Genomic DNA, 24938 nt, shown 5'->3' on the forward strand with positions numbered 1-24938 from the left:
GTTATTATATTATTTCTAATGATCAATAGTTCAGGATGTGACGATAAACAAGAAGTAATTCGTTCTTTTTGTTATTGGAAAACAAATGCTTATTTTGATAATGAAGAAGATACAATTTGTAAGAATTTGAATTTAAAACATATGTATGTTCGTTTTTTTGATGTTGACTGGAATCCATATACTAAAGAACCGCTTCCGGTAGCAACGATAAGACAAATAGATTTTAATGAAAATGATCTTGATATTACGCCAAGTGTTTTTATTACCAATGATGTCGTTTTGCAATCTAATAAAGCACAATTGGATAGTTTGGCTATACGTATCCAAAAAAGGATAAAGGAAATTGGGGAGAGTTATATTATCCGTAAAGCAGAGGCAAAGGCGGGTAAAATTGTATATTCGGATTACGATAAACAAAAAGGAGAATCCAAAAAAAGATTGAATTTCGACTCCATAAGAGCAATCGAATTAGCAAAGCTAAAACCTTATTTTAATGAGATTTTAGTAGATTGTGATTGGACAGAAAAATCCAAAGACAATTATTTTTATTTACTAAAACAAATTAAATCAGAATTTAAAAATTCCAAATTAGCGGCAACCATAAGGTTATGGCAATATAAATATTCTGAAAAAGCTGGAATTCCACCTGTGGATAGAGGATTATTGATGTGTTATAATTTATCAAGTCCCAATGATTATAAAACCAAGAATTCTATTGGAACAAGTGATGAATTGGCAAAATATATAACCCATAGTGATTATGAATTAGATCTAGATATTGCATTGCCTTTATATAGTTGGTCGGTAGTTTTTCGAGGGAATCAGTTTAAAGGGATTATATCAGATTATGATGAGTTTGTAAAAGATACTACACGATATAAAAAGGTAGCACCTAATAAGTATCTACTTCAAGATGATGTTTTAATAGGGCAGACTTACTTACGAAATGGAGATGAAGTAAGAATCGAAAAAATCTCAGATGAGGAGATAAACAAAATGATTTCGATTGTAAAAAATAGAATACCTATGGATAATCACACGAAAGTTACTTTCTTTTCGTTTGATAAAAAATACATTCATGATTATGGTGTTCAAAATATATCCGAGTATTATGCGCATTTTCAGTAGTTTTATTTTATTATTTTTTTTTCAGGTTTCATTTGCTTGTGGTTGGTATGAATCGGCAGAAACAAGTCGATTGGCTTTATTTAAGTCAGAAAGAGAAGGATTTTTAAAACTGCGTTATTTTTGTTATTCGGCAAATAGTTTCCATGAAGTTAATATGGTTTCTAATAAAGATCAGGAATTAAATTGCTTAGAATGGCAAAAAAAAATAGGTAGTAAAGTAACAACAGATGATATTCATACAATTTTGTACGAAACAGATTCTGATCAATTTCAGGCTGCTTATCACACTAATACGCTTAAGAAAGTATTTGCTAAAAATACTTTTATTGCAACTTTACTGCTTCCTAAAAATAAATCATTTTTTGATTATCTAGTATTTGCTAAACAATTAGAATATAATAATGTTCCAAACTCAAAATGGGAATCTTGGAATAGTATAAAAAGTTATCAGGAAAATGGTAATACAGTAGCGTTAGGAAGTTATAATCAGAAGATTTTAAAAGCAAAAGATTCTTTCTTAAAGCAACGTTATGCTTTTCTTATTTTAAGAGATCGTTTTTATAACTCAGATAAAGCCGAAGTTATACGTTTATATGATACTTATTTTGCCGACAATAAGAATACAATTCTGGAACCTTGGGCTTTGTATTATAAAGCGTTGTGTATTGATGATTTCCCTCTTCAAAATTATTTACTGAGCAAAGTTTTTGCTTCTTGCGATGATAAATCATACGCGGTAATGCTGCATTATAATTTCAAACAAACTGCTGCGACACTAAATTTGGCAAAAAATGATGAGGAGCGAAATATGATTTTGATTCTCGAAAGTTTGCGAAATCCTGCGCCTGATTTAAAAACGATTAAAGAAGTTTATAAATTAAATTCAAACAGTGTTTATTTTAGCTTCCTGATCCAAAGAGAGATAAACAAACTCGAAGATTGGATTTTTACCCCAAAATATTCAGTTAATAAAGTTCCGGCAGTAAACTTCGATGAAATGAGCTGGTATGATAATTATGAAAAGGCAAAGGAAGAAAATTTCAATAAAGATACCTACTATTTAAGGCAATTGAGGGATTTTCTGATTTCTATTCATGCTAAGGTTTCGGGAGAGCAAAAAGATTTTATGGCGTCGGCTATTGCTCAATTGTGTTTTATTGATGATGAAATTGATTTGGGGAAAAAATATGTTGCAATGATTTCTGATGAGGCAAATGCTTCGATTCAGATGCAAAAGAATATTCAATTGGCTTTGGTTGCATTGAAACAGGATAATTTACAGGATGAAAAAACGCAGAATAAACTTTTTAATTATTTTAATGCCATAGAGGATTTAGTTGAAAACGATAATAGCTTGCTTAAAAATTTATATAGTTTGTATCGAATTGCTAGTAATGAGTTTTCTAAACAAGGAGATAAAGCTACGGCTGGTTTATTGTTTTTAAAATCCGATCTTAAAAAAGAAGGTTCGGACTCTTGGTATTATAATCCATCATTTTATAGCTATACCGGCTATTTCGAAAGGTATGCAACTCTAGATGATATGGATAACTTAATTGCATTGTACCAAAAAGAAGATAAAACACCATTTGAAAAATATATTTGTGCGGGAACAACAGCGCCAGATGTAAATTTTTATAAAGATGTAAAAGGTACTATTGCTTTTAGAAAAAACAATCTGGCTATAGCTTATCAGGTTTTTGCCAGTATGCCAGCTAGTTTTTGGCAAAAAAATTATGAGTATAGAAATTATCTTAACGAGAACCCATTTGTTCCTAAAGTTTTACAAAAGGAGAAAGAAAGAAAATTTAATTATCGTTTTAATAAAGCCGAATTTATAGCTAAACTTATCGAGTTAAAAAAGGAGAATACTGCAGCAAGTAATTTACAATTGGCGCATGCTTATTTTAATGTTTCCTATTGGGGGAATTCCTGGATGATGCTGGCTTATGATTGGTCTTCTTCTGGTGGAGAAAACTATTCGGATTATGTATATGGAGAGGATAATCATGATGCCGAAATGAAATATCAGAATTCCAATTATTACAGATGTACACTGGCTAAAATGTATTACGAAAAGGTATTGGAATTATCCAAAAATAAAGAAGAAAAGGCATTGGCTAGTTTGATGATTTTCGAATGTAATTATTATGACTATTACGGAATTTTTGCTATTTCGGATACAGAAAGAATGCCGTTTAAATCGGGAGAAGAAATAACCGATTTTTATTCATTGTATAGTAAAACAAGAACATTCAAGCAGTATAATTGCCCGCTTTTAAAGGCATTTATAAATTAGATTATCTTAGAAAGGAACGCAGATTATGATTTAACCGCAAAGCACGCAAAGTTTTTATAAGTAAGACTTTGTGAAATTGCAAAGTCCGCAAAGCTTTGTATTTTTTATATACTTGGCGTAAATCTTTGCGTGCTTTTAATCCAATGCAGAATCGAGGCATACTTTGCATTTAAACTATTTAGCTTAAGATATAAAACAAAAAAAGAGCGATAAAATTAATTATCGCTCTTTCTATTTATGCCTTTTAATAGATTTAGTTGTTGTCTAAATTTCTTAATTGGTGTAATTTTTCTTTCCAAACGTCAAGGCTTTCTTTATGGAGAGCAATGTTTTTGCGAACTTCAAGAACTATTGAGTTTTCTTTTTTAGCATTTTTCGTATTGGTAAAAAACTGAATATTATTTTCTAATTGGAAAATTTCGTTTTGTACTTCTTCGATTTTACGCATTAAGAAAATTTTCTCGTTGTCTAATTTTCTCGTATCGTTACTTTCAGATAAATTATCAATTCTATTTGAGAATCGAATCATTTCTGTTTCTTTTTTGCTTAAGCTTAATTTTTCAAAAAGAGCATCTAGAATCTTATTGAATTTACCTTCGATGTGACGTCTAGGGAAAGGAACTTTTCCTAGGCTTTTCCATGTCTCGATGTGTAATTTTATAGCATCAAGATCTATTTTATGATCGCCCGTAAGCTGGAACTCTCTTAATGTTTCTAAGTATGCCTTTTTTTGATCAAATGATGCCATTTCATCACCATTCTCTTCGTTTTTGTGCTCTTTTAGTTTATCAAAATAGCTGTTACAAGCATCTTTGAATTCTTTCCAGATTTTGTCTGAATATTTTCTGGGAACGTGACCAATCTGTTTCCATTCTTCCTGAATTTTTTTCATTACAGGAGTAGTCGATTCATAATCGGTACTTTCTTGTAGTTCTTTTGCTTTGGCTACCAAAGCCATTTTTTTGTTTAAATTGTCGTTTTGATCTTTTTTAATGTCTTTATAAAATGAATTTTTAAAAGTATTAAAATTTCTAACGGCAGTTTTAAATGCAGTCCATGTAGCTTCGTTTACATCCGAAGGAACTTTTCCCGCTGCAAAAAATGCAGTACGCAAAGCTTCCACTTTTTCTATTTGAAGTAACCATAAAGAATGAGTGTTTACCTTTTCGGTTGCAAGAACTTCAATTTGCGCAATAATATCTTTTTTAACGGCTAGATTTTCTAATTCAGAACCTCTGATGTTTTCAAATAAAACTTCGCGTTTATCATGGATTTTTTTAGTCAATTCACTAAACTTATTCCATATTTCATCACGGTGTTCTTTGGAAACAGGACCGATATCTTCTTTCCAGATTCTGTGTAAATCTTGTAACTCTCTAAAGGCTTTGTTTACATCAGCTTCATTTACTAATTCTTCTACACGTGCAACAATTTTTTGTTTTTGCTCAAGATTGTATTTAAAATCCAAATCTCTTGCTTCGCGATCCAAGTGTAAGTAATCATAAAAATTCTCTACATGAAAATGGTAATTATTCCAAACATGATTGTATTTATCTTTTGGAATTGGACCAGCATTTTTCCATCTTTCTCTTAATTCATTAAAATGTTTAAGAGTATCTTTTATGTTTTCTTGTGGATTTATAAGCTCTTTTAATTCCTCTACAATAGCCAATCTGTTTTCTAAATTTGTTTTTAGATTGGTTTGCAGGCTTTTAAAATGTGTATTTCTGTGATCTCTGAATATATTGTAATATTCGTCAAATTTTGTTTTTAATGGAGAATGATATTGAAATTCTTCGTTTGGATCTTGATTTTCAGCATTGAATTCTTCTCTTTTTTCTTCGATAAGATGATTGTACTGTAGTAAAAACGATTTTTTAATCTCTTCAATGTGTTCTTTTACATACATAACTTTATCTGATGAAACTAATTTTTTTAGTTCAGCAACAAGTTCGTCAAGAGAAAAAGTATTATAATCTTGCATCGGAATGTCATGGCGCTCTTTTAGCGTTTCATCTTCACTCTCGGCTGCATTAGAATTGGTTATTGCATCAAGCGCTGTTTGATTTTGAGTTTCAACAACAGCTTCTGTATCCGATAATTCTTCCTCAGAAAGAGTTATTGTATTTTCAGATTCCAATACCGTGTTTTCTGCTTCATTGTTTTCAATTTCTACCGAAACAGTTTCATTGTTTTCAATAGAATTCGCAGATCCATTTTCTAATTTTCCATCTGCATCTTGCAGGTTATCATTCTTTTCTTCTAACATTTTTTCAATGTATAAGGTTTTTACTTTAAATCTAGTGCGAAAGATAGTAAAGGTGTATCAAAATACAAAATAAAACCATTATTTATAGTGTAAATAAGTTTAAAATTCTTGTTAATCATCTGTAATTGAGGGTGAAAAAGGTGTTTTTGATGTTGCGAAATATTCAGATTACAATTGTTTTTTTTGCATAAAGTTATTTTTAGGCTGTTTTATGCCCGAAAATCGTTTTACAATTGCCTGATAACTTTTGTTCTATTTTTTAATTTACGTTATTGTGTTTCAGGAGTATAATCCAAATGTAATATCCCAGACTTCATTGGGAATTGTTGTAATTACAGAGATTGTCTGAAAAAGGGGTATGGATTAAACAGATTCGCATAGGTGAAGACGTAGATAAAAACGGATTTTTAAAAACAACAAGCGGAATCCGTTTTAATCTGCATTTTTGCTTTTGTAAATCCGCGTCATCCGCGTTCAAATAAGTGAGAAATTTTCAGGAGTAACTCGGCAATAAGAAGAATAAAAACTTTGCGGAATAATCGTAAATAAAAAAGACCACAATCTTGTAATTGTAGTCTTTAATATTCTTAGGTAGTGTTTCTTTATTTATTCCAGATTTTCCATGCTTTCTCGGCTTGGAAAATTAGCATATCGTATCCGTTTTTTATTACGGCTCCATTTTCTTTAGCCTTTCTAAGAAATGTAGTTTCTTCTGGATTGTAGATTAAATCGTAAGCAATATGCTTTTTTGTAAAAAACTCGTACGGAATATCTGGACAAGCTTCGATATTTGGGCTTGTACCAACGGGTGTACTATTGATTATGATTTGATAATTATCGAAAGTCGTTGCATTGATTAAAGTGTAATCAATTATGTTTTCTTTGGCTTCACGAGATACAAATGTATATGGTATACCTAATTCATCTAAGGCAAAAGCAACTCCTTTGGAAGCCCCACCAGTACCCAAAATCAAGGCTTTCTTATGGTGTGCTTTTAATAAAGGTTTAAGCGATTTCTTGAAACCATAATAATCGGTGTTGTAGCCTTTTAATTTTCCTTTTTTTGTGAATCTTATAGTGTTTACAGCACCGATTAATGTAGCTTTTTTTGATAGTTTATCTAAAAAAGGTAGTACTTGTTCTTTGTAAGGAATCGTTACATTCAATCCTTTTAAATCGGGATTGTCTTTTATTAATGCTGTTAAAAAGTTAATCTGCGGAATATCAAAATTTTCATAACTGCATCCTTTAAAATACTCGTTGTTGAATTTTTCAGTAAAATAACCTTTCGAAAAAGAGTAACTAATGTTTTTTCCTAACAAGCCGAAACGCCTTTTTAAAATATCAATCATTATTGTTTTTATGTTTTGTAATATAATTTTGTACCGTTTTTTTTGTCCAAACCACTGGGAATAAGTCTTCGATTAAAATATAGTTGTCAAAGTTTAATCGTAGTCCATTACTCAAATGGAATTTGGCTTTGGTATTGTCTTGTATCATAAAATATAATCCAGCCAAACGGTATTCGACTTCATTTTCTTCAGGGAAATATTCGGATGCTTGTAATAATGTTTGAATAGCACTTTCGAACTCGCCTAAAAACTGAAGAATATCTACCCAAAATAACCAGGTATCGAGTGCGTAATCTCCAAATTCTACTGCTTTACGGTAACCAAACTCCGCTTCTTCAAAAAAGTTCATTTGCTTGTTTATCGTCGCGTAACGTTTCCAATACAAACGGTTTTGATTGTCGATTGTCAATGCTTTATTGACAAAGAACAATGCTTTTTGGAAGTTTTTCTGGCGTACATAAAAATCGGTTATGGCAATCCATCCTTTGTCTAAAAGAGGATCTTCATGAACGGTTTTATTGTAATATTTTAATGCTAAAGCTTTATTGCCTAGTTTTTCGTAACATTTTCCTATTCTTAGTAATGCATACGATGTTGCATCATCAAGTTCGATGGTACGGTTGTAGCTTTCTATTGCCTCGGCATATTGTTTTAAACGTTCATAAGCTTTGGCTCTTTCCATGAAAGCACCAAGAAACTCATCGTCGATTAAGGTAGCATAATCAAAAGCACGTATTGCACTTTCGTATTCTTTTATGCCATAATGCAAGCGTCCGAGCTGATGCCAGGCGATTTCACTATAAGGGTTTTTGTTTATATATTGGTTTAAATAGGTAATAGCTTCTTGATTTTGGTCCAGGAACTCAAAACAATACACTACGTTGTATAAGGCCGATTGGTCTTCTAAATCTTCTTCGAGACACTTGATGAAGTTATCTTTTGCCATTTCAAGATTGTCCATGAATAGATATTCCATACCGATTAAATTATACACATCGGCAAAATCATCTGTATATTCCAAGGCGATTTTAAGCAGTTCGACTGCTTTCTCGTGTTGGTCTCTTTTGGAATAGATGTTTGCTTTCTGGATGTAAATTTCCTCGTTGTTGGGTTCGATTGCATACAACTCGTTTAAAAGCTTTTCGGCTATCTCGAGTTTGTCGTCATACACTAACATCTCTACTTGTACTAGTTTTAAGCCTGTAGATTTTGGATGTTGATCTAGTGCTAGTTTTAAGGCTTTTTTTGCTAAATTAGCCTTGCCTATGTCCAGATAGTGAAGGATAATCTCTTCAAATTCTTCTGAATCAAAAAAGAGTACTTTGTTAGTTTTTAACATGGACTCAAATTTGGATAGGGATAGGTTATAATCTTCTTCTTCGTTGCTTAATTGCATACTTTATTTTTTTGATATTAGCCTATTATAAATTTAGGCAACATGTTTTTGTTTTGTGGGGAGAGAAGGAATTGTTGTGAACAATTTAATTAACAATATTTGCAGCGTATAGAATCAGTTTTTATGTGAAGCTTTTTTTAAACTGAAGTTATTTTTAATTCTTAAATATTCTGTTGTCAACGATATGCTTTAGCCCAGATAAAAGCGATATCCTTTTGTTTTTTTCTTTAAAAAAACAAAAGATAAAGCGGATAGCTGGTCCCGACATTTCGGGAGCTCCTAATTATTCTTTTTGTTTAAAATTTCATCCATTACATTTAGGATTATGGCGCAACCTTCTCTTATTTCTTCTTCAGAAATTGTTAATGGAGGTGTAATTCTTACGGCACATCCTTCAAACAGTAACCAGAATAAAATGAGCCCTTTGTCCTGACAGGTTAAAATAACTTCGTTTGTTATTTCGGCACTTTCGGTCATGGTGGCAAGCATTAATCCTCTTCCTCTAACTTCCTTAATCAAAGGATGTACCAAAAGTGATCGAAAGAGTTTTTCTTTTTCTAATGTTTCGGACATTAGGTTTGTCTCAGTAATTTCTTTCAAAGTCGCCAAACAGGCTGACGCAATGACAGGGTGTCCTCCAAAAGTGGTTATATGTCCGAGTTTTGGATTTTCGGTAAGCAGGTCCATTTTTTCTGCCGATGCTGTAAATGCTCCTACTGGCATTCCGCCTCCCATTCCTTTTCCCATAACTACGATATCGGGTACGACATCGTAATTCTGGAAACCAAAAAGTTTTCCTGTTCGTCCAAATCCTGGTTGGATTTCGTCGACTATCATCATGGCTCCAACCTCATCACAGCGCTTACGCACTTTTTGAAGAAAGTTATCATGTGGTTCTATAAATCCTGCTCCTCCTTGAATTGTTTCTAATATAATTCCGGCTGTTTTGGTAGTTATTTTTTGTAAATCTTCTTCGTTGTTAAATGTAATGAAGTCTACATCGGGAATTAATGGTCTAAAGGCTTGTTTGCGCTCTTCGAATCCCATAACACTCATAGATCCCATTGTGTTACCATGGTAGGCGTTATGACATGATATTAACTGGCTGCGACCTGTTGTTCTTCGGGCTAGTTTTAATGCACCTTCAATAGCTTCGGTTCCTGAGTTTACCAAATAGGTTTTATTTAGTGATTCGGGAAGGAGAGAAGCCATGAGTTTGCAATACTCTACGGCTGGACTTTGTGAATATTCTCCGTAAACCATTACGTGCGAATATTTGTCTAGCTGGTCTTTTATTGCCTGATTTACTCTTGGGTGTTGATGTCCTAGTGTACAGGCTGAAACGCCTGCTACGAAGTCTAAATATTTTTTATTATTGGTGTCGTATATGTAGGATCCTATGGCGTGCGAAACTTCCATTCCTAAAGGATATGGTGATGTTTGTGCTTGGTATTTTATAAAGTCTGGATTCATTTTTTTTCTTTTAAGGTTCAAAGAGGCAAAGGTTCAAAGGTGCTAAGGTTTTTTCTAATTTAAAGTTGTCAACTGTTGTGGTTGCAGTTACTAAAAACTGTGATTGAAAACTGTCACTGTAGCTGGATACTAAAAATTGAGAGTATATACTACTTCTTAGCTTTAGTGGTCTTTGCTGCTTTTGTTGCTGGTTTCTTTTTACCGTAATCAAGTGTTTCTTGCCTTACTTTCATAGGGACATTTTCTTTGGCATTTTCAACTTTACCTTCTTCGACTAATTTATCGTTCTCGTCATTTTCTTCTTTGGTAAAAATATCATCTTTAGATTTTATTCTTTCGTCTCCTCGCCAAACCATACCTCGAAGTTTTCGAGCATTTTCGGGTAACTCGGTTTCGGGGAATATATCTCCATCGACCTGATTATAGAATGTAATAGTTTCGATACCATTGTTTTCTAAAATAAGATTGATTTTGCTGCTTACGTTTTTATTGATTCCGATGAGTTCATTGGCATCATTCCGCATATAGTAAACAACTTCGGTATTTTTTATAACATCAACATCATGGAGTTTTCCTTCTTTAAACTTCCCAAATAAGTTCAGTCCCTTGACTTGATTATAGCCGGTTCCTAAGGTGTCCTTGGAGATTAGGAAGGTATTATTGAGTACTTTGAGTGAGTCGAGTTTCTTAGTATTATTATCGCCTATAAGATGCATGATGTCTCCTGTAATCTGGCTTTCACCGTTCCAGAGTATTGGGTTTCCTATAAGTTTTGTCAAGGCAGTTCGACTATTGGAATGTATCGAATCGCATTTTCCACTCATATCTGTTTTATAAAAACGAACATTGTTAAAAGCACGTAGTATTCTATCTCCTTCTTTTCCTGTAATCATTAGTCTTTTTCCGTGTATGTAAACCGAATCATTATCGACAAAGTTTACTGCAACGGCTCTCTTGGTAACAAACATGGAGTCTTTTTGTTTGTATATTTCGGCATAATGTCCTTTTACAATTCCGCGATTTATAGAGTCGGTGATTTTTACATTTCTGGTTGCCGAAGCGAAATCTTTATTCCGGTCATAATATAAACTATCGCCTTCTATTAAGCGATCATCATATCGAATATAGGATTTCCGGAGAAAATGTGCGAGATTCTTTTTGGTGTCATAAAACCCATTTTCGGTATAGATATAATTGGTTTTACTTGTAATTGTTGATGGCCCAAAGAGGTAGGAATGCCCAGAATTACTATAATAATCCAAGTGATTTGATTTAATAACACATTTAGGATTGGTAACTGTAACTGCGGTTAGGAATTTAAACTTTTTTTCGGCTACATAATATGTTCCAGATTTACTCTCCAATGTATTTTCTTTGTTGATGATTGTTCCTTTGGAATTATAGAATACTTCTTGAATATTTCGATCAAAATTGATAGTGTCGGTTTGTAATGTAGCATCTGGCGAACTCATAACGGCATTTCCTGTAGCAAATGCTTTTTTTGTATTTCCGCTATATTCGGCATATTTACTATTTAAAAACAAGGTATCTCCTTGAACTAACTGTACATTTCCAAAAGCTTTTAGGTAGTTTTCTCCCTGAAACAAATAGGCTTTATTACATGTTAAAACAATGCCATCATGGTTTACTTTTACGTTTCCGGTAAGTAAAACAGCACCTGGCATTTCTATTTCATTTCTGTCGACAAAGTCAGAATGCTCGATGTTAATTATTTTTGGAGCTTGTGCCATTCCTAAATTAACACTTAAAATTAGCAAGCAGCTATATATGAAAAAGAGTGATTTCTTCAATTGTTTAAATTTTTGTCAAATTTATGAAAAAGGATACAACCTTAACAGATATTAGGAATTATTTATAATTGATGTTATCAGATAAGTCTAAATTATTTTTTGCCACGAATTGCATGAACTTTCACTAATTGTTTTGGTTTATTTTTAAGTTAAAGTTCCAAAAGCATTTGCTTGAAATACTTGGTTAGAAGAAGGAACGCGGATTAAACGAATTCGCTTAGGCGAAAACGCAGATTAAAACGGATTTTTCAAAGTTTTTAAAATCATTTTAATCGTTTTAATCTGTGGCAAAAAAATTAACCTCAAAGTTTTCATTCTTTGAACCTTTGTAGCTATGAATCTTTATACCTTCTTTGAATTAACTACAAAGTTTAAAATTTTAATTTTTAAGTTATCAACAAATGAATGTACTAACACGTTGTAGTGTTAGCAGCGAAAGCGTTTTTTTAGTTAAATTTTATTCTAAGATTTTATGTTTTAAAAAATAGATTAAATTTAAAAATTGGTTAATGCATTTTAACCTTAAAATTAATATAAGCACATTATAAAAATATGATAAAAGCACGCGTTATTGTGGCTGGGATTACTGCAATGGTTTTGGTTACTGCATGTAAAACAAATGACATAAGACAAAATACGAACAAGAAAGAAGTAGTTTCTGAGAATAAAGTTGTTGTTTATCAGGTTTTTACCCGTTTGTTCGGGAATATAAATACGACAAATAAACCTTGGGGAACTATTGAAGAAAATGGAGTAGGGAAGTTCAACGATTTTAGCGATAAAGCACTACACGAAATTAAAGATTTAGGTGTTACTTATATTTGGTATACTGGCGTACCTCATCATGCGTTGGTTCGCGATTATACCGCATTCGGAATTTCTAATGATGATCCAGAGGTGATAAAAGGAAGAGCGGGATCTCCATACGCTGTAAAAGATTATTATAATGTAAATCCTGATTTGGCTGTAAATCCTGCCAATCGTTTGCAAGAATTCGAAGCTTTGATTGCACGTACGCATAAAGCGGGTTTAAAAGTGATTATCGATATTGTTCCTAATCATATTGCCAGAAAATATGAAGGCAAAAATAATCCTGTTGGCGTAAGAGATTTTGGTGCAAATGATGATGTTACGGTTGAGTACAAACGGGATAATAATTTTTATTATATACCTAACACTCCGTTTCAAATTCCTGATAATGATGTTCCGTTAAATGGAGAGAAAAACCCGCTTGTAGATGGTAAATTTGATGAAAATCCTGCAAAGTGGACTGGAAATGGTTCTCGTAAAGCTAAACCAGATCAAAATGATTGGTACGAAACGGTTAAAGTAAATTACGGAATCCGTCCTGATGGTTCTAAAGATTTCCCTGAGCTTCCTGCTGGTTTTGACAAGAAATCATATCAAGAGCATTTTGCTTTCTGGAAGGATAAAGATGTTCCTGATTCTTGGAAGAAATTCAAATCGATAGCTTTATATTGGACAGCAAAAGGCATTGATGGTTTTCGATATGATATGGCCGAAATGGTTCCGTATGAATTCTGGAGCTATATGAATTCGGCTATTAAGGTTAAGAATCCAAATGCTTTTTTATTGGCAGAAGTGTATAACCCAAATGAATATCGCAATTATATTCGTTTAGGTAAAATGGATTATTTATATGATAAGGTAGAAACTTATGATAAACTGAAAGATATTATTAAGGGGAAATCATCTCCTGATGAACTTTCGGATATTCAAAAAGGGATGTCGGATATTGAACATAATATGTTGCATTTTCTAGATAATCATGACGAACAACGTTTGGCAAGTTCTGAATTTGCTGGAACTCCTGAAAAAGGAAAACCTTTGATGGTGGTTTCTACAACAATAAGTACTTCGCCAACGATGGTTTATTTTGGACAAGAAGTGGGGGAACCTGGAAACGAAAATGCTGGTTTCGGAAAACCTTCCAGAACTTCTATTTTTGATTATATTGGTGTGCCAAATCATCAGCGATGGATGAACAACGGCAAATTTGATGATGGAATGCTTTCTCAATCGGAGAAAGATTTGAGAGATTTTTATAAACGATTATTAAATTTCTCCATAAAGAGTTCTGCTTTAATGGGAAGCTTTCAGGAAATTCAATCTGTAAACCGTCAGAATAATGCGGGTTATGATGAGTTACTTTATTCTTATGTTCGCTGGTCAAATAATCAAAAATTGATTGTTGTTGCGAATTTTTCTGCTGATAAAACCAGTGAATTTGAATTGAAAATTCCTGCGGATGTTATTGCTAAATGGAATTTAAAAGATGGAGAGTATTCGCTTACTGATCAATTGTATTTGGAGCATAAAATAAAACTGAATGTAAATAACGGGGAAGGAAAGGCTAAAATTAAAATAGCACCATCGGAATCGTTTATTTACGAAGTAAAGTAGATTATTTAATCCTGCAAGGTTTTTTCTAGCCTTGTAGGTATATAATCAATACTAGAATACCTAACAGGTTTTTAAAACCTGTTAGGATAATATATATAATTGAGAAGTTTTATTTATCTTCCAAAGTCATCTTGTAAACGTACAATATCATCTTCATCGGATGGGTTTTCGGGATTGGTATGTTGCCAAATTTCTGCTACAATTCCCCATGTTTCAAGACCTATTAAGCGATGACGTTCTCCTTTGTCTAACTTTATAAATGCACCTGGAGCAAGTTCCTGAATTTCTCCTTCTTGGTCGGTCGAGCTTGTTTTTACACCGACAATGCCCTCAAGGACTTTCCATATTTCGGCTCTGCGAAAGTGAAATTGCCATGACAAACGTTTATGTGGTGCTACAATTAAAATTTTTGGACTCAGCTTATTCGTAATCTGAATTTCTGACATTTCAAGGTGTGGAAAGAATTTTTTTGCAAAAGCACCTGCTTGTGATTCATCAATTACAAAGAAACCTCCCCATGGTCGGGTTTGATCTTGTTTTATAATTGTAAAGTTTTCTTCTTTTAGAGCTGCTGCTATTTGCTCAAAAACCGCCTTTTTTTCTGTATTTGGAGATAAATTAAGATTCATTTTAATACTGTTTTAGTTTTTATAAATAATAAAGCTATTCGGTTTTAGGATTTTATTTCCCATTAATAGGGTAGTGCCTGTTGGTAATGCAATTTCTGTTTTTAAACCAAAGTTAATGATAACTGTGATTTTATCATCTTGAAAAGATCTAGTAAATGAAATTTTATCTCCTTGAATTTCAATGTTTTCATAATTACCATATTGAAGTGTCTTTTCTTTGTTTCGTAACGCTATTAATTTTTTATAGGTATTAAGGATTGAATTCTTTTGAGCTGCTAAAACAGCAACATTTGTTTTCTCATAATCAGGATTAGTTTTAATCCATGTTTTTTCTTTTGAGAATCCAGCAAAAGCATCTGAATTCCATTGCATCGGGCTACGTGATTTATCGCGATTGTGTTCGTTTCCTTCTATAAGCGCTTCATTCTTACTTTTGCCTTGAGCAAGTGCCTGTTCATAATGTGTTCTTCCTTGTATATCGACCATTTCGTCTATATTCTGAGCAATAATATTATGCATCCCAATTTCTTCACCATAGTATATAAACGGAACTCCTTTTGCAGTTAGTATTAATGCGGTTAAAGCTGTGACTCTGTCAGGATTTCCATTGGCTAAACGATCGATCATTCGGGGCATATCATGGCTGCCAAAAAATAGAGTAGGGTAGTTACTCATGTTTTTCTCCATGCTTTGTAACTCATCAAAAATACGTTGGGTCGAAAATTCTTTGATGCTTCCGAAGTTGAAATTAAAAACAACATCTAATAAATCTTGTGATTGGTATTGTTTTAGGACTTCGATTTTATCACTTCCTATTTCTCCCACAATAAAACGATTGTCATATTCATTTACGGTAGATTTTATAATGCGCATGGCATTTTTTACACCTTCCTGATCTATATCGTGTATGTGTTCTTGCTGTCCATCCTTTATTGGGTTATCTTTTGTGATTCCGTCGGTATTCAGGAAATTAATTACATCTAATCGGAAACCGTCTACACCGGCATCAAGCCAAAAACGCAATACATTTTGAATTTCTGTAACTACTTTAGGATTCGACCAATTAAGATCGGCCATTCTTTTATCAAACTTATGATAGTAATATTGATTGGTTAAAGTGTCTTTTTCCCAGGCTGTTCCTCCAAAAAACGATTCCCAATTGTTTGGTTCATCTTTCCAAATGTAATAATCACGATACCGATTATCCTTTGATTTTCTTGATTCCTGAAACCATTTGCTATCGGTAGAAGTATGGTTAAAAACCATATCTATAATCACTTTAATTCCTCTTTTATGCGCTTCGCTTAAGAAAGTATCAAAATCGGCTTTGTTTCCATAAGTTGGATCTACTTCATAATAATCGGCAATATCATAGCCATTATCTACTTTTGGCGATGTAAGAAAGGGGGTAAGCCAAATGCCTTTTATACCTAGTTCTTTTAAATAGTCTAATTTTTGAGTTATTCCCTTAAAATCTCCATATCCGTCACCGTTGCTATCGGCATAACTTGGCATATAGATTTGATAAAAAACAGATTCTTTCCACCATTTTTGGTCAACTGCTATTTTTTGAGCAAAAGCTGTGTTTGTGTTTAGCATTAGAAGAAGAAAAAACATACAATTCAATATATTAGGCTTCATAACATTCTTTTCGGTTTAAGTTATTTTACTTAGAAATGATATCGTTTATGCGCGCAAAGACGCAGAGTCGCAAAGAAAATAGCTTGTAAAACTTGACTTAGCAACTCTGCGTCTTTGCTCGAGAATTTTAGAAATAAACTATTTTTTTTGGTGGAACTTATAATCTACGACAATGCCATCAACCAACATCTTTTGCCCTTCATATGTAACTTTTCCATTAGAAGGCACACAAATAATTACAGCAGAACTCAAGGCGCTGATATTAATTTTGACAGACGAAGTTACATTTCGGGCTACAAAATTTCCTGAAACGGTATTGTATAAATCTACTTTTTTACCTTTTTCGGTTTTTATAGTTACTGTTTTATTTGCTGTATATGGATTATAGTATAAATACGATGGATAGGCTTTATCGCTGAAAAAGTCTGTTGCTAATAAATCAAGTTGCAATATTCCTGTAACATTGGTTGCCCTAATAATGCTTCCAAAGATTCCTACGTGTCCGCTTCCGTATACACTAAATTGAGATTCTTTAGGATTTTCTCCAAGTACCCAAAGCGGACCGTCACCTTGTGCTACAGGGCCTTTTAGGTTTTCATATTCTTTATAACTCGATTGCTTAATGATACCTTCGTAACCAATTACGCCTTTAGTAACTTCGGCAAGTTCAGGAATTGTCTGGTGTTCTTTTGGTATATATTGCGGATAGAAAAAACGAGAAGCATTGGCTGCATTCAACATCCATTTTCCTATTGCGGTAGCATAAGATTGGTCGTATCGTACCATTGGCACTAATGGCCAAGCGGCATCATAGGTATTCATCAAGAAGCCATAACCACCGTGATCTACTGTACTCCCAAAAGTTCCTGATATATCGTAACCATTCCAGTTACCAACTAATGCGCCCCAACCTTCACGGCAAATTGGTGTTCCGTCGAATGTCCAATCTAGCATTTTGTTGGTATCGTATTTTGCACCTTCCTCGGCATTGATCCTTGCGGCTAAATATGCTCCAAACGGCATTAATACTTCGTAAGTTGGATTTTTTGATTGCGATTGTAAGGCTGCCAATGCACTTTTTGCTCCTTTTAAATACTTAGCGTCTCCAAACTTTTTATATGCCATGTATAAAACCCATGCATGTCCTGCTGCTGCATCTGGTTGTGTACAGATGTGGTTTGTCATTGGCGTCATTTTGTTATAATCAAAATAGGAGTAATCGTAGTTCCCATTTAAGATTACATCTGCCTCATAAAATTTATCAGCAATGCTTCTTGCAATTTCGGTAAAACCGGGTTCATTAGGATATTTATCATAAACGGCAAAGAACAATAGGTTAGGATATACATCGTACCACCAATCACGACCGTAACCTCCACCTAATAAAGCTACTTCTGGACAGGTATTATTCATCATAATATTCCAATTAGTCTCTTTGTTGAAATAGTTTTTAAGCATTCCAACATAATTAAGGTTTGGTTGGTTTTTGTCAATACCAACTAATGTAGCGCCTAATGTTGCCCCCATTGTAGCCAAAGCTTCGTGAAACATACCATTGTTATGATCTGGTCCTTGTCTTACATCGGCCACAGCCGTATATAATCCTACAACTGTTTGTGGGAAGTTTTTTTGGCTGTCATCCATCCAAACCATTGGCCAATATTTGCCTTTGGCATTAAAGTCATATACCGTTTTATCAAAATCTAACGCTAGTTTTTTATAATCGATGATTTTTAATGGTTGTGGTAGATTTGGCATTTGGTCTACGCGAGGAATATTTTGTTGTTTTACTTGTGCTGTTGCATTTAAACTAATGACTAACAGACACGAAGTTGTAATTTTTATAAATGTATTCATAGTTATTGAATTTTAATTTTAGGTAACCGCTGAACGTAATTAATTTTAACACATAGGGACATAGATTTTTGTAATCTCCAAAAAAAGGCATTTCACTTATTTAAAAATACACAGAGTTAGCTTTGCGAAAGAAATGTATTTCTTTTTGAGTTCCTCTTTTATACATACTATTCTATGTTTCTTGTGTTTAATGATATTTTACAATGTATTAAAGTAGTTTTACTGCCACTTCATCCAAAACTTTTGGATCTGTTATATCTTCTGGCGAAAGCTCAATTCCTTGTTTAATGATTTTTTTGCTAATGAAAATAGAACATAGTTGCAGTAAAGCAATAATTCCGATGGCATATCTTAAAGCAAAATCTTCGGAAACAGCGTAATATAAGATCAGGAATGTTCCTGCACCCAAAAGTCTGCCAATATATAAACCTGCTTCATGATTTAGGATATATGCAAATTCGCCTCTTTTTTCGATGCGAGATACAATATCAATTACTTTAAGCTGAATAGGGAAGTAGGCTAAATCCATTAAAGGTTTTGCGATAAGTAATAGTAACAAAAAGATGATTACACCTGTTTCATTAAATAATATCCCATTGATGCACGCGCCCAAGGCAAATAAAATTAACCCTACAGAAAAGGTTTTAATTCTATCGGATGGTTTTGAGAAACGCCCAATAAAATAAATGATTATGGCTGCCAAAATTGCTCCAATAGATTGTGCTTGTCCTAATGCGCCTTCTTCTCCTAATATTTTAAAAATAAGCATCGCAGGAGCTGTTACCAAAAAGCCTTGTGCCAAACCTTTGAAGGTAGCCAGTGATAATAGTTTATACCATAAAGGATGAAACTTAAAAAAGATATACTTTTTCTGAGCAGGATTTTCAAATTTACCTCTGTAGCATACTATAGAAGCTACAATCGTAATAAGAAAAACAATTCCAGTAATTATTACATAGGCTTGATGTTTCTGGTCTTCGCCAGTTTTAGATTGAATAAACCAACCAATTGTTGCGGGTATTGCAATAGCGATAATAGTATAGATAAAAGTCTCTAGTCCGTAATAATAATTACGATTTTCATCGTTTGTAATTGCCAAAGCAAGATAATCCCGATTAGACCAATACAAACCAAACGAAAGCCCCATAGTAATTCCTGCAACACCAATTCCGGTTAAATCCAAGGTTTTTAGCGACATCATGATAATCATGGAAACACCACTAAGCATCATTCCAATTGAGTATAGTTTTCTTATGTTGAAATGCTTCAACAAGAATCCATTTAATAGGAATGTAAGCGGAATTCCGGTATAAATTGCCAACTGATATATAACAACCTTAGAGGTGTCATTTGAATTCCTCATGATGTATGCAGCGACAAAAATATCGATTACGGGTAATACCAGTGCATAAACTAAGTTTGTAAAAATCAGTATACGGAAATTATGGGTTTGGCTTTTAAAATGGTCAATTTCTGATATAAGTTTTTTAAACATTAGTTATTTTTTAAAAGTAAAAGAATCTCTTTAATCGAAAATTGAGCACCACAAACAAATTCATCTGAAGCTCCGTAATATATGGTAAGTGTATCTCCATCTGGTTCTAGAATATGACCATTGGTAAATACTACGTTTCCAAAAAATCCACTTAATTCATATTCTGTAGTAGGAACCATAATTGGTTGCTCGGTTCTTGCGATCACTTTCGACGGATCTTTTAAATCCATTAAAAAAGCTCCTAAACAATATTGGTGATTTTCATTGGCTCCATGATAAATTTCTAACCAACCTTTATCTGTTTTTATAGGAGCAGCGCCTGCACCAACTCTTTTACTATCCCAAAGTCCTTTTCTGGTTTTAATAATACAATGGTGATTTCCCCAGTGTATACCATCAGGAGAAGAAGCTAGCCAGATATAATTACCACCAATATCTACACTACTTGGGCGATGTAAGGCATAAAATAATCCGTTTATTTTTTCTTCAAAAATGGCACAATCCTTATTATGTGCGGGTAATATCATACCATGTTTTGTGAAGTTCTTCCAATCGGTTGTGGTACGTAAACCAACTCCAACACCATTATCAGAAACGGAAGTAAAGGTTAGGTAATAGGTTCCCTCGATTAAGGCAACGCGGCAATCTTCTATCCCAAAAGTTTCTAGCATGCCTTCTCCAACTAACGATGGGTAATTTTCGGGTTCATAAAAATTGTGTCCATCTTCGCTACACAATAGGCGTAGGTGCGATAGTGTCGTTAGATAATCAACTCCTTTATAATTAATTACTCTTGCATCGGTTGCTATTAATTCGGGATCTTCTTTTGGAATCTCTATGATCTTAATAGCGCCAGTTTCTGTTAATATTGGAAAAGAAATAATACCGTCTTTTTGCTTCGGTCTTTCGGCTACTCGTACTACTAGCCAGGTTTTATTTTCGTATTGAAATACGCCTGGATTTAATAGGCATGTAATTTCTAATCCTTCTCTGCTTGCAGGAATATCTGTAGGTGATAATAGTGGGTTATCTGCAAAACGTTTTGCTATATCTTTCATGGTTATATCTTTTTTATTTATAATCTTTTTATTTTTTAAAATCGGGATCCATTTGAGGCGTTCTTGTACCTGCCACTTCATCTGCCATTAATAGAAAAACATTCCAGCATAATCCTCTTGTAGAGGGCCACCAAGTATCGGTAGTTGTCCATTTGGTAGGAATGAATTCTTTGCTGTAAGGCCAATCAGGATTTAAATTGATTTCGGCCCAAGTGCGATTTTCCATAAGTTTTTGAGCTTTTTTCCAACCATGTCTTTTTCCAACTACATAGGCGCTATATTCGGCACGGAGCCAACTACCACCATTGTAATATATTCCGTCTAGTGCACCGCCAACATAATCGGATTCTCCAAACTCTGCAAATGGCTGGTAATTTGTATTAAGATATGCATAGCCTTTTTTATCATTTGTCAATCGTATGCATAAAGGTGCCGTTGTACCATATTCCGGATGCGGAGAATTGGAAACTTTATTGAGTATTGGTACTTGGTCCAAATGATTCGTAACCATTTCATCTGTTAGGATAGGTCTATTAAACAACCATAAAGAAAAGAACTCTGGTTCTAAATCGGTTAATGATATAATATCCGGATAGTCTTTGTCAAACAAGAGATGTTTCCTTTTTGTATCATAAAAATTTCGATATTCCTTTTCCGCTTTTTCGATATATTCCTCGGTTACAGGATAGCCTAATTCTTTTATTGTTCGTAGCGCAATTGCCAACATCCCTTGGTTTACAGCCAGTTTATCTGTTTTAGGATCATACCTTCTTACATCGATTTGATTCAGGCAAAAATGAGCTTTACAAATACCATCCTTGTCTTCATCAAATTCATTTAGGACATAATCAACGGCTTTTTTTATTTTATCTTCAGGTAACTCTATACCAAAGCGTCTTTTATTAAGCATTGCCCAGATAAGCCATTCGATAGTTGCTTCATTATCTTTGGCTTCTATAGTTCCCATATAAGGAGTTATAATTGTGGCTATAGCACCTTTTTTGTTTTGGGTTTTTGCCCATTGGTCCCAGATACTAAGGTTTAGTTCTTTGTTATAACTTGAAATAATAGAGAAAAAAGAATCTCTATTATACATATCTGGCGCATAGTTCATATTAGGAACATTGAATGGACTAAAGTCATCTATAGACGTAATCCAGGTTAGCATATTAAAATTAGCATATAACATTTTATCTATTGGTGTTCCCTTAAAACCTTTAGCTTCTGCAAGACGTATTTGAGAAGAAACCACAAAATCGTGATGATTTTTCCAGGGCTCTACAAAAATAAAAGTCGTTTTTGTAGTTATTTCCCCCATATTCATTTTGTTATAAGGTTCTTTTTGAGGTTGATGCTCGACAATTTGCAAATCTTTGACCTGAAGTTCACAGTATTTGGCATTTTGTGCACCAATAAACAGTGATACACTATCACTCTCAATGTAAGGAACCATAATACTACCTTTAAAAAGTGTCCATTCTTTTTCGCTAGTAGGAAATTTATCAATATACTTTATACCATGTTCTAATTCGATTGTTTTTTTCCCATCTTTAATCCTAAAAAGTTTAACAGCAACAGGTGTTGTCCCCTTTGAAAGAAAAGAAACAGTATATATTTTTTGATTTTTAAAAGGTGTTGTAATTTCAAATCCAGACTGATTGTTTTCTTTGAAGTTTAGGGAAAATATACTGTCTTTCTTTTCAACTTGAACTTCTCCAACTTTTTTAAATTGATTGTTGATTTTTAATTTTAATTCTTTTCCTGCATCGAGATTGTACATTTCGCCAAAGGTTTGTTTAATGTAGTCCTGATTTTTGGCTCTTTCTTCTTCAGTCGCAATAACAACTAGGGAAGGATCCGGTAATTTTCGCATCCCGACAAAACCGCCACCATGACCATTAAAACGACGGCGAGTAGTTCTTGTATAATGATTTTTATATCCTGCATCCATTAGGAATCCAACCAATTGGTTATCGGGAGTTACAAATCCTGCTGCTGGGAACATTTCGTGAGCGAAACCTCCTGAGAAGTTATCGTGTTCAAAAGTTACATATCTTGAAGGTTTTTGTGCTGGTTTAGCCTTTTCTTCAATAGTGAAATATAGGGTAGGCATTCCTGTTTGAAGCAAATCAATACTTTTTTTAACTATGTTTCCATTAACGACTTGATAGGTTACGGTTATAGATAGATTTAGATCAAAATCAGGGATGTAAGTTTCTCTTGTTAATTCAATATGATTTTTATCTCCCTTCCATTTATCTCCTTTCCAGGCTTCTATTGTTACATTTTCGCTTAGATCAAAATTTGCCATTTTAAGAGAAAATTCTTCGGTATTATGAACCAACAATTGATTACCGTTATAGATGTCTACATTAAACTCATTTTCGGAATCTTCTGCTATTTTTAGATTTATGTTTTGGCTCCATGAAATTGTTCCTACAAAACAAAACAGGAACATAAAAAGAGCTTTATTGTATTCTTTCATCTTATTTTATAGAATTGATTAATTTTTTTCTCACGACTATAATTTCTTTGGAAGTATTTCCAAGAATTTAAAAACAGCCTCATACATAATGCATGAGGCTTTTAAACCTGTTTTTATAGGAATGAATTAATATCCGGGATTTTGAGTTAAAGTTCCTGCAGATGCATTAATCTCCGATTGCGGTATTGGGTATAATATGTTTTTGTCCTGAAATTTTTTCCCACTTGCATTCATTACTTGTTTGGCAATTCCCCATCTTTTTAAGTCGGCCATCCTTTGGTTTTCAAAACCAAGTTCGGCTCTTCTCTCGGATATCAACCAATTTTTAATAGTTGCTTTATCTGATGATGCTGGTCTGTCGGGTAGAGTTCCTGCTGGCACGGGAGTTCCATCGGCAGTTATAGTGGTTCTTGCTCTAATTCTTATTTTATTGATATAATCAATTGCAGTACTGTAGTCTCCAGTTTCATTAAGGGCTTCGGCTTTCCAAAGTAACGCATCTGCCATACGGATAAAAACCTTATTGCTAGGAGATTGATCGTTTCCTTTATTGTCTCCATTAATAGTTCCTAATATTTTATTTACCCATTGTTGTGGGGCATTTACAGTATATAGTTTTCTTGGATCATTAGGTTCAAATGAATTTAAGAAATCGGTAGTGGGAGCAAAGAAATTCCAACCAGCTAATGCACAATGACCATTTCCTCTCGCAGGTACAACATTGCTTTGATGATCAAAAGAAAAGATAACTTCATTATCTGTGTATTCTGTTCCTACGCTAAAATTATCAAAGTAATTGGCATTTAAGCCATAAAAACCAAGTCCTTCCAGCTCATTTACAGAGGTAATCACATCTGACCATTTTTCGTTATATAATGCAACTTTTGCTTGGAGCGCTATTACGGCTCCTTTGGATACTCTCCATTTTTCGGTTTCTGAACTAAATTTTGAATTTGGAAGTAAGCTTTTTGCTAAAGCTAAATCGGTACTTATTTGGTTCCATACCTCAGCTTTTGGTGCTCTTACCGCTTTATCAAAGGCCTCCTGATAGGTTTTTACGGGAGCTAGAATTAAAGAAACATCTCCAAAATTAGTAACCAATGCAAAATAGTAGAATGAACGTAAAAAATAAGCTTCTCCTAATAACTGATTCTTTCTCTCCGTAGTGATTCCGGTAATGGATTCAATTTCTGGATTTATTAGAAAATTAATCGCACTATTGGTCCTTTTTATTCCTTCATAATTGTATTTCCATACACCATTAACTCCGCCGTTTTCGGATGTGAATGTAAAATTATCTACATCGTCCATCCAAGGCTGATCGGCATTAGAAACCCATGTTTTTTGCATGTCATCAGATGCCATGTCTTGCAGGATAATATCATTATTAGAAACAAGCCCATCATCCCAGTTCCATGCCCCCATTATATTTAATGTGTTGGAGAACATTAAATAAGAGGAACTAACAGATTTTTCTACCGTATTAAGGGTAGGAGTAGCATTTATTTGGTCATCTGTTACCAAACCCACAGGGTCTATCGTCAATTCGTTATCACAACTTGTAAAAGTTGCAAGCCCTATTAATAGTGTTGCTATATGTATATATTTCATGATCGTTTTT

The 24938-nt window shown here is 33.6% G+C and carries 15 protein-coding genes; 3 read left to right on the forward strand and 12 right to left on the reverse strand.

The window, feature by feature from the left end; all coding sequences use genetic code 11:
• Nucleotides 1-18 precede the first annotated feature (18 nt).
• Nucleotides 19-1128, forward strand: coding sequence for a hypothetical protein (locus OIU83_RS16135; protein WP_264207291.1), 1110 nt, complete (start codon nt 19-21; stop codon nt 1126-1128).
• Nucleotides 1085-3427 carry a hypothetical protein gene (locus OIU83_RS16140; protein ID WP_264207292.1) on the forward strand — a complete coding sequence of 781 codons (2343 nt, stop codon included), beginning with the start codon at nt 1085-1087 and terminating at the stop codon, nt 3425-3427. Before OIU83_RS16135 ends, OIU83_RS16140 begins: the two co-directional genes overlap by 44 nt.
• A 253-nt stretch (nt 3428-3680) precedes the next feature.
• On the opposite strand, the gene OIU83_RS16145 is transcribed toward OIU83_RS16140, so the two are convergent.
• From OIU83_RS16145 to OIU83_RS16165, 5 genes are all read right to left on the reverse strand, one after another.
• Nucleotides 3681-5696, reverse strand: a complete 2016-nt coding sequence (locus OIU83_RS16145; protein WP_264207293.1) for a DUF349 domain-containing protein — start codon at nt 5694-5696, stop codon at nt 3681-3683.
• A gap of 602 nt (nt 5697-6298) precedes the next feature.
• A complete protein-coding gene (locus OIU83_RS16150; RefSeq protein WP_264207294.1) occupies nt 6299-7048 on the reverse strand; it encodes a shikimate dehydrogenase family protein in 750 nt (249 codons plus the stop codon).
• Nucleotides 7041-8444, reverse strand: coding sequence for a tetratricopeptide repeat protein (locus OIU83_RS16155; RefSeq protein WP_264207295.1), 1404 nt, complete (start codon nt 8442-8444; stop codon nt 7041-7043). Before OIU83_RS16155 ends, OIU83_RS16150 begins: the two co-directional genes overlap by 8 nt.
• Nucleotides 8445-8723: 279 nt before the next feature.
• The gene (locus tag OIU83_RS16160; protein ID WP_264207296.1) at nt 8724-9917 is read right to left on the reverse strand and encodes an aspartate aminotransferase family protein; all 1194 of its coding nucleotides are present in this window, start codon (nt 9915-9917) and stop codon (nt 8724-8726) included.
• Nucleotides 9918-10066: 149 nt separating this feature from the next.
• Nucleotides 10067-11668, reverse strand: a complete 1602-nt coding sequence (locus tag OIU83_RS16165) for an OstA-like protein (RefSeq protein WP_264207322.1) — start codon at nt 11666-11668, stop codon at nt 10067-10069.
• Nucleotides 11669-12280: 612 nt separating this feature from the next.
• On the opposite strand from OIU83_RS16165, the gene OIU83_RS16170 reads away from it, so the two are divergent.
• Nucleotides 12281-14152 carry an alpha-amylase family glycosyl hydrolase gene (locus OIU83_RS16170; RefSeq protein WP_264207297.1) on the forward strand — a complete coding sequence of 624 codons (1872 nt, stop codon included), beginning with the start codon at nt 12281-12283 and terminating at the stop codon, nt 14150-14152.
• Nucleotides 14153-14265: 113 nt separating this feature from the next.
• On the opposite strand, the gene OIU83_RS16175 is transcribed toward OIU83_RS16170, so the two are convergent.
• From OIU83_RS16175 to OIU83_RS16205, 7 genes are all read right to left on the reverse strand, one after another.
• Entirely contained in the window at nt 14266-14781 is a 516-nt protein-coding gene (locus OIU83_RS16175; RefSeq protein ID WP_264207298.1) for a cupin domain-containing protein, read from the reverse strand.
• A 12-nt stretch (nt 14782-14793) separates the two neighbouring features.
• Nucleotides 14794-16398 carry an alpha-glucosidase gene (locus OIU83_RS16180; RefSeq protein ID WP_264207299.1) on the reverse strand — a complete coding sequence of 535 codons (1605 nt, stop codon included), beginning with the start codon at nt 16396-16398 and terminating at the stop codon, nt 14794-14796.
• Between the two features lie 162 nt (nt 16399-16560).
• Nucleotides 16561-18279, reverse strand: coding sequence for a hypothetical protein (locus OIU83_RS16185; protein WP_264207300.1), 1719 nt, complete (start codon nt 18277-18279; stop codon nt 16561-16563).
• Between the two features lie 208 nt (nt 18280-18487).
• Nucleotides 18488-19774 carry an MFS transporter gene (locus OIU83_RS16190; RefSeq protein WP_264207301.1) on the reverse strand — a complete coding sequence of 429 codons (1287 nt, stop codon included), beginning with the start codon at nt 19772-19774 and terminating at the stop codon, nt 18488-18490.
• Complete coding sequence (locus tag OIU83_RS16195; RefSeq protein ID WP_264207302.1) at nt 19774-20832, reverse strand: glycoside hydrolase family 130 protein; 1059 nt, start codon at nt 20830-20832, stop codon at nt 19774-19776. Before OIU83_RS16195 ends, OIU83_RS16190 begins: the two co-directional genes overlap by 1 nt.
• A 28-nt stretch (nt 20833-20860) precedes the next feature.
• Complete coding sequence (locus tag OIU83_RS16200; RefSeq protein ID WP_264207303.1) at nt 20861-23317, reverse strand: hypothetical protein; 2457 nt, start codon at nt 23315-23317, stop codon at nt 20861-20863.
• A gap of 126 nt (nt 23318-23443) precedes the next feature.
• Entirely contained in the window at nt 23444-24928 is a 1485-nt protein-coding gene (locus OIU83_RS16205) for a RagB/SusD family nutrient uptake outer membrane protein (RefSeq protein WP_264207304.1), read from the reverse strand.
• Between the last annotated feature and the right edge of the window lie 10 nt (nt 24929-24938).

The sequence above is a fragment of the Flavobacterium shii genome (assembly GCF_025847235.1).
GTDB lineage: Bacteria > Bacteroidota > Bacteroidia > Flavobacteriales > Flavobacteriaceae > Flavobacterium > Flavobacterium shii.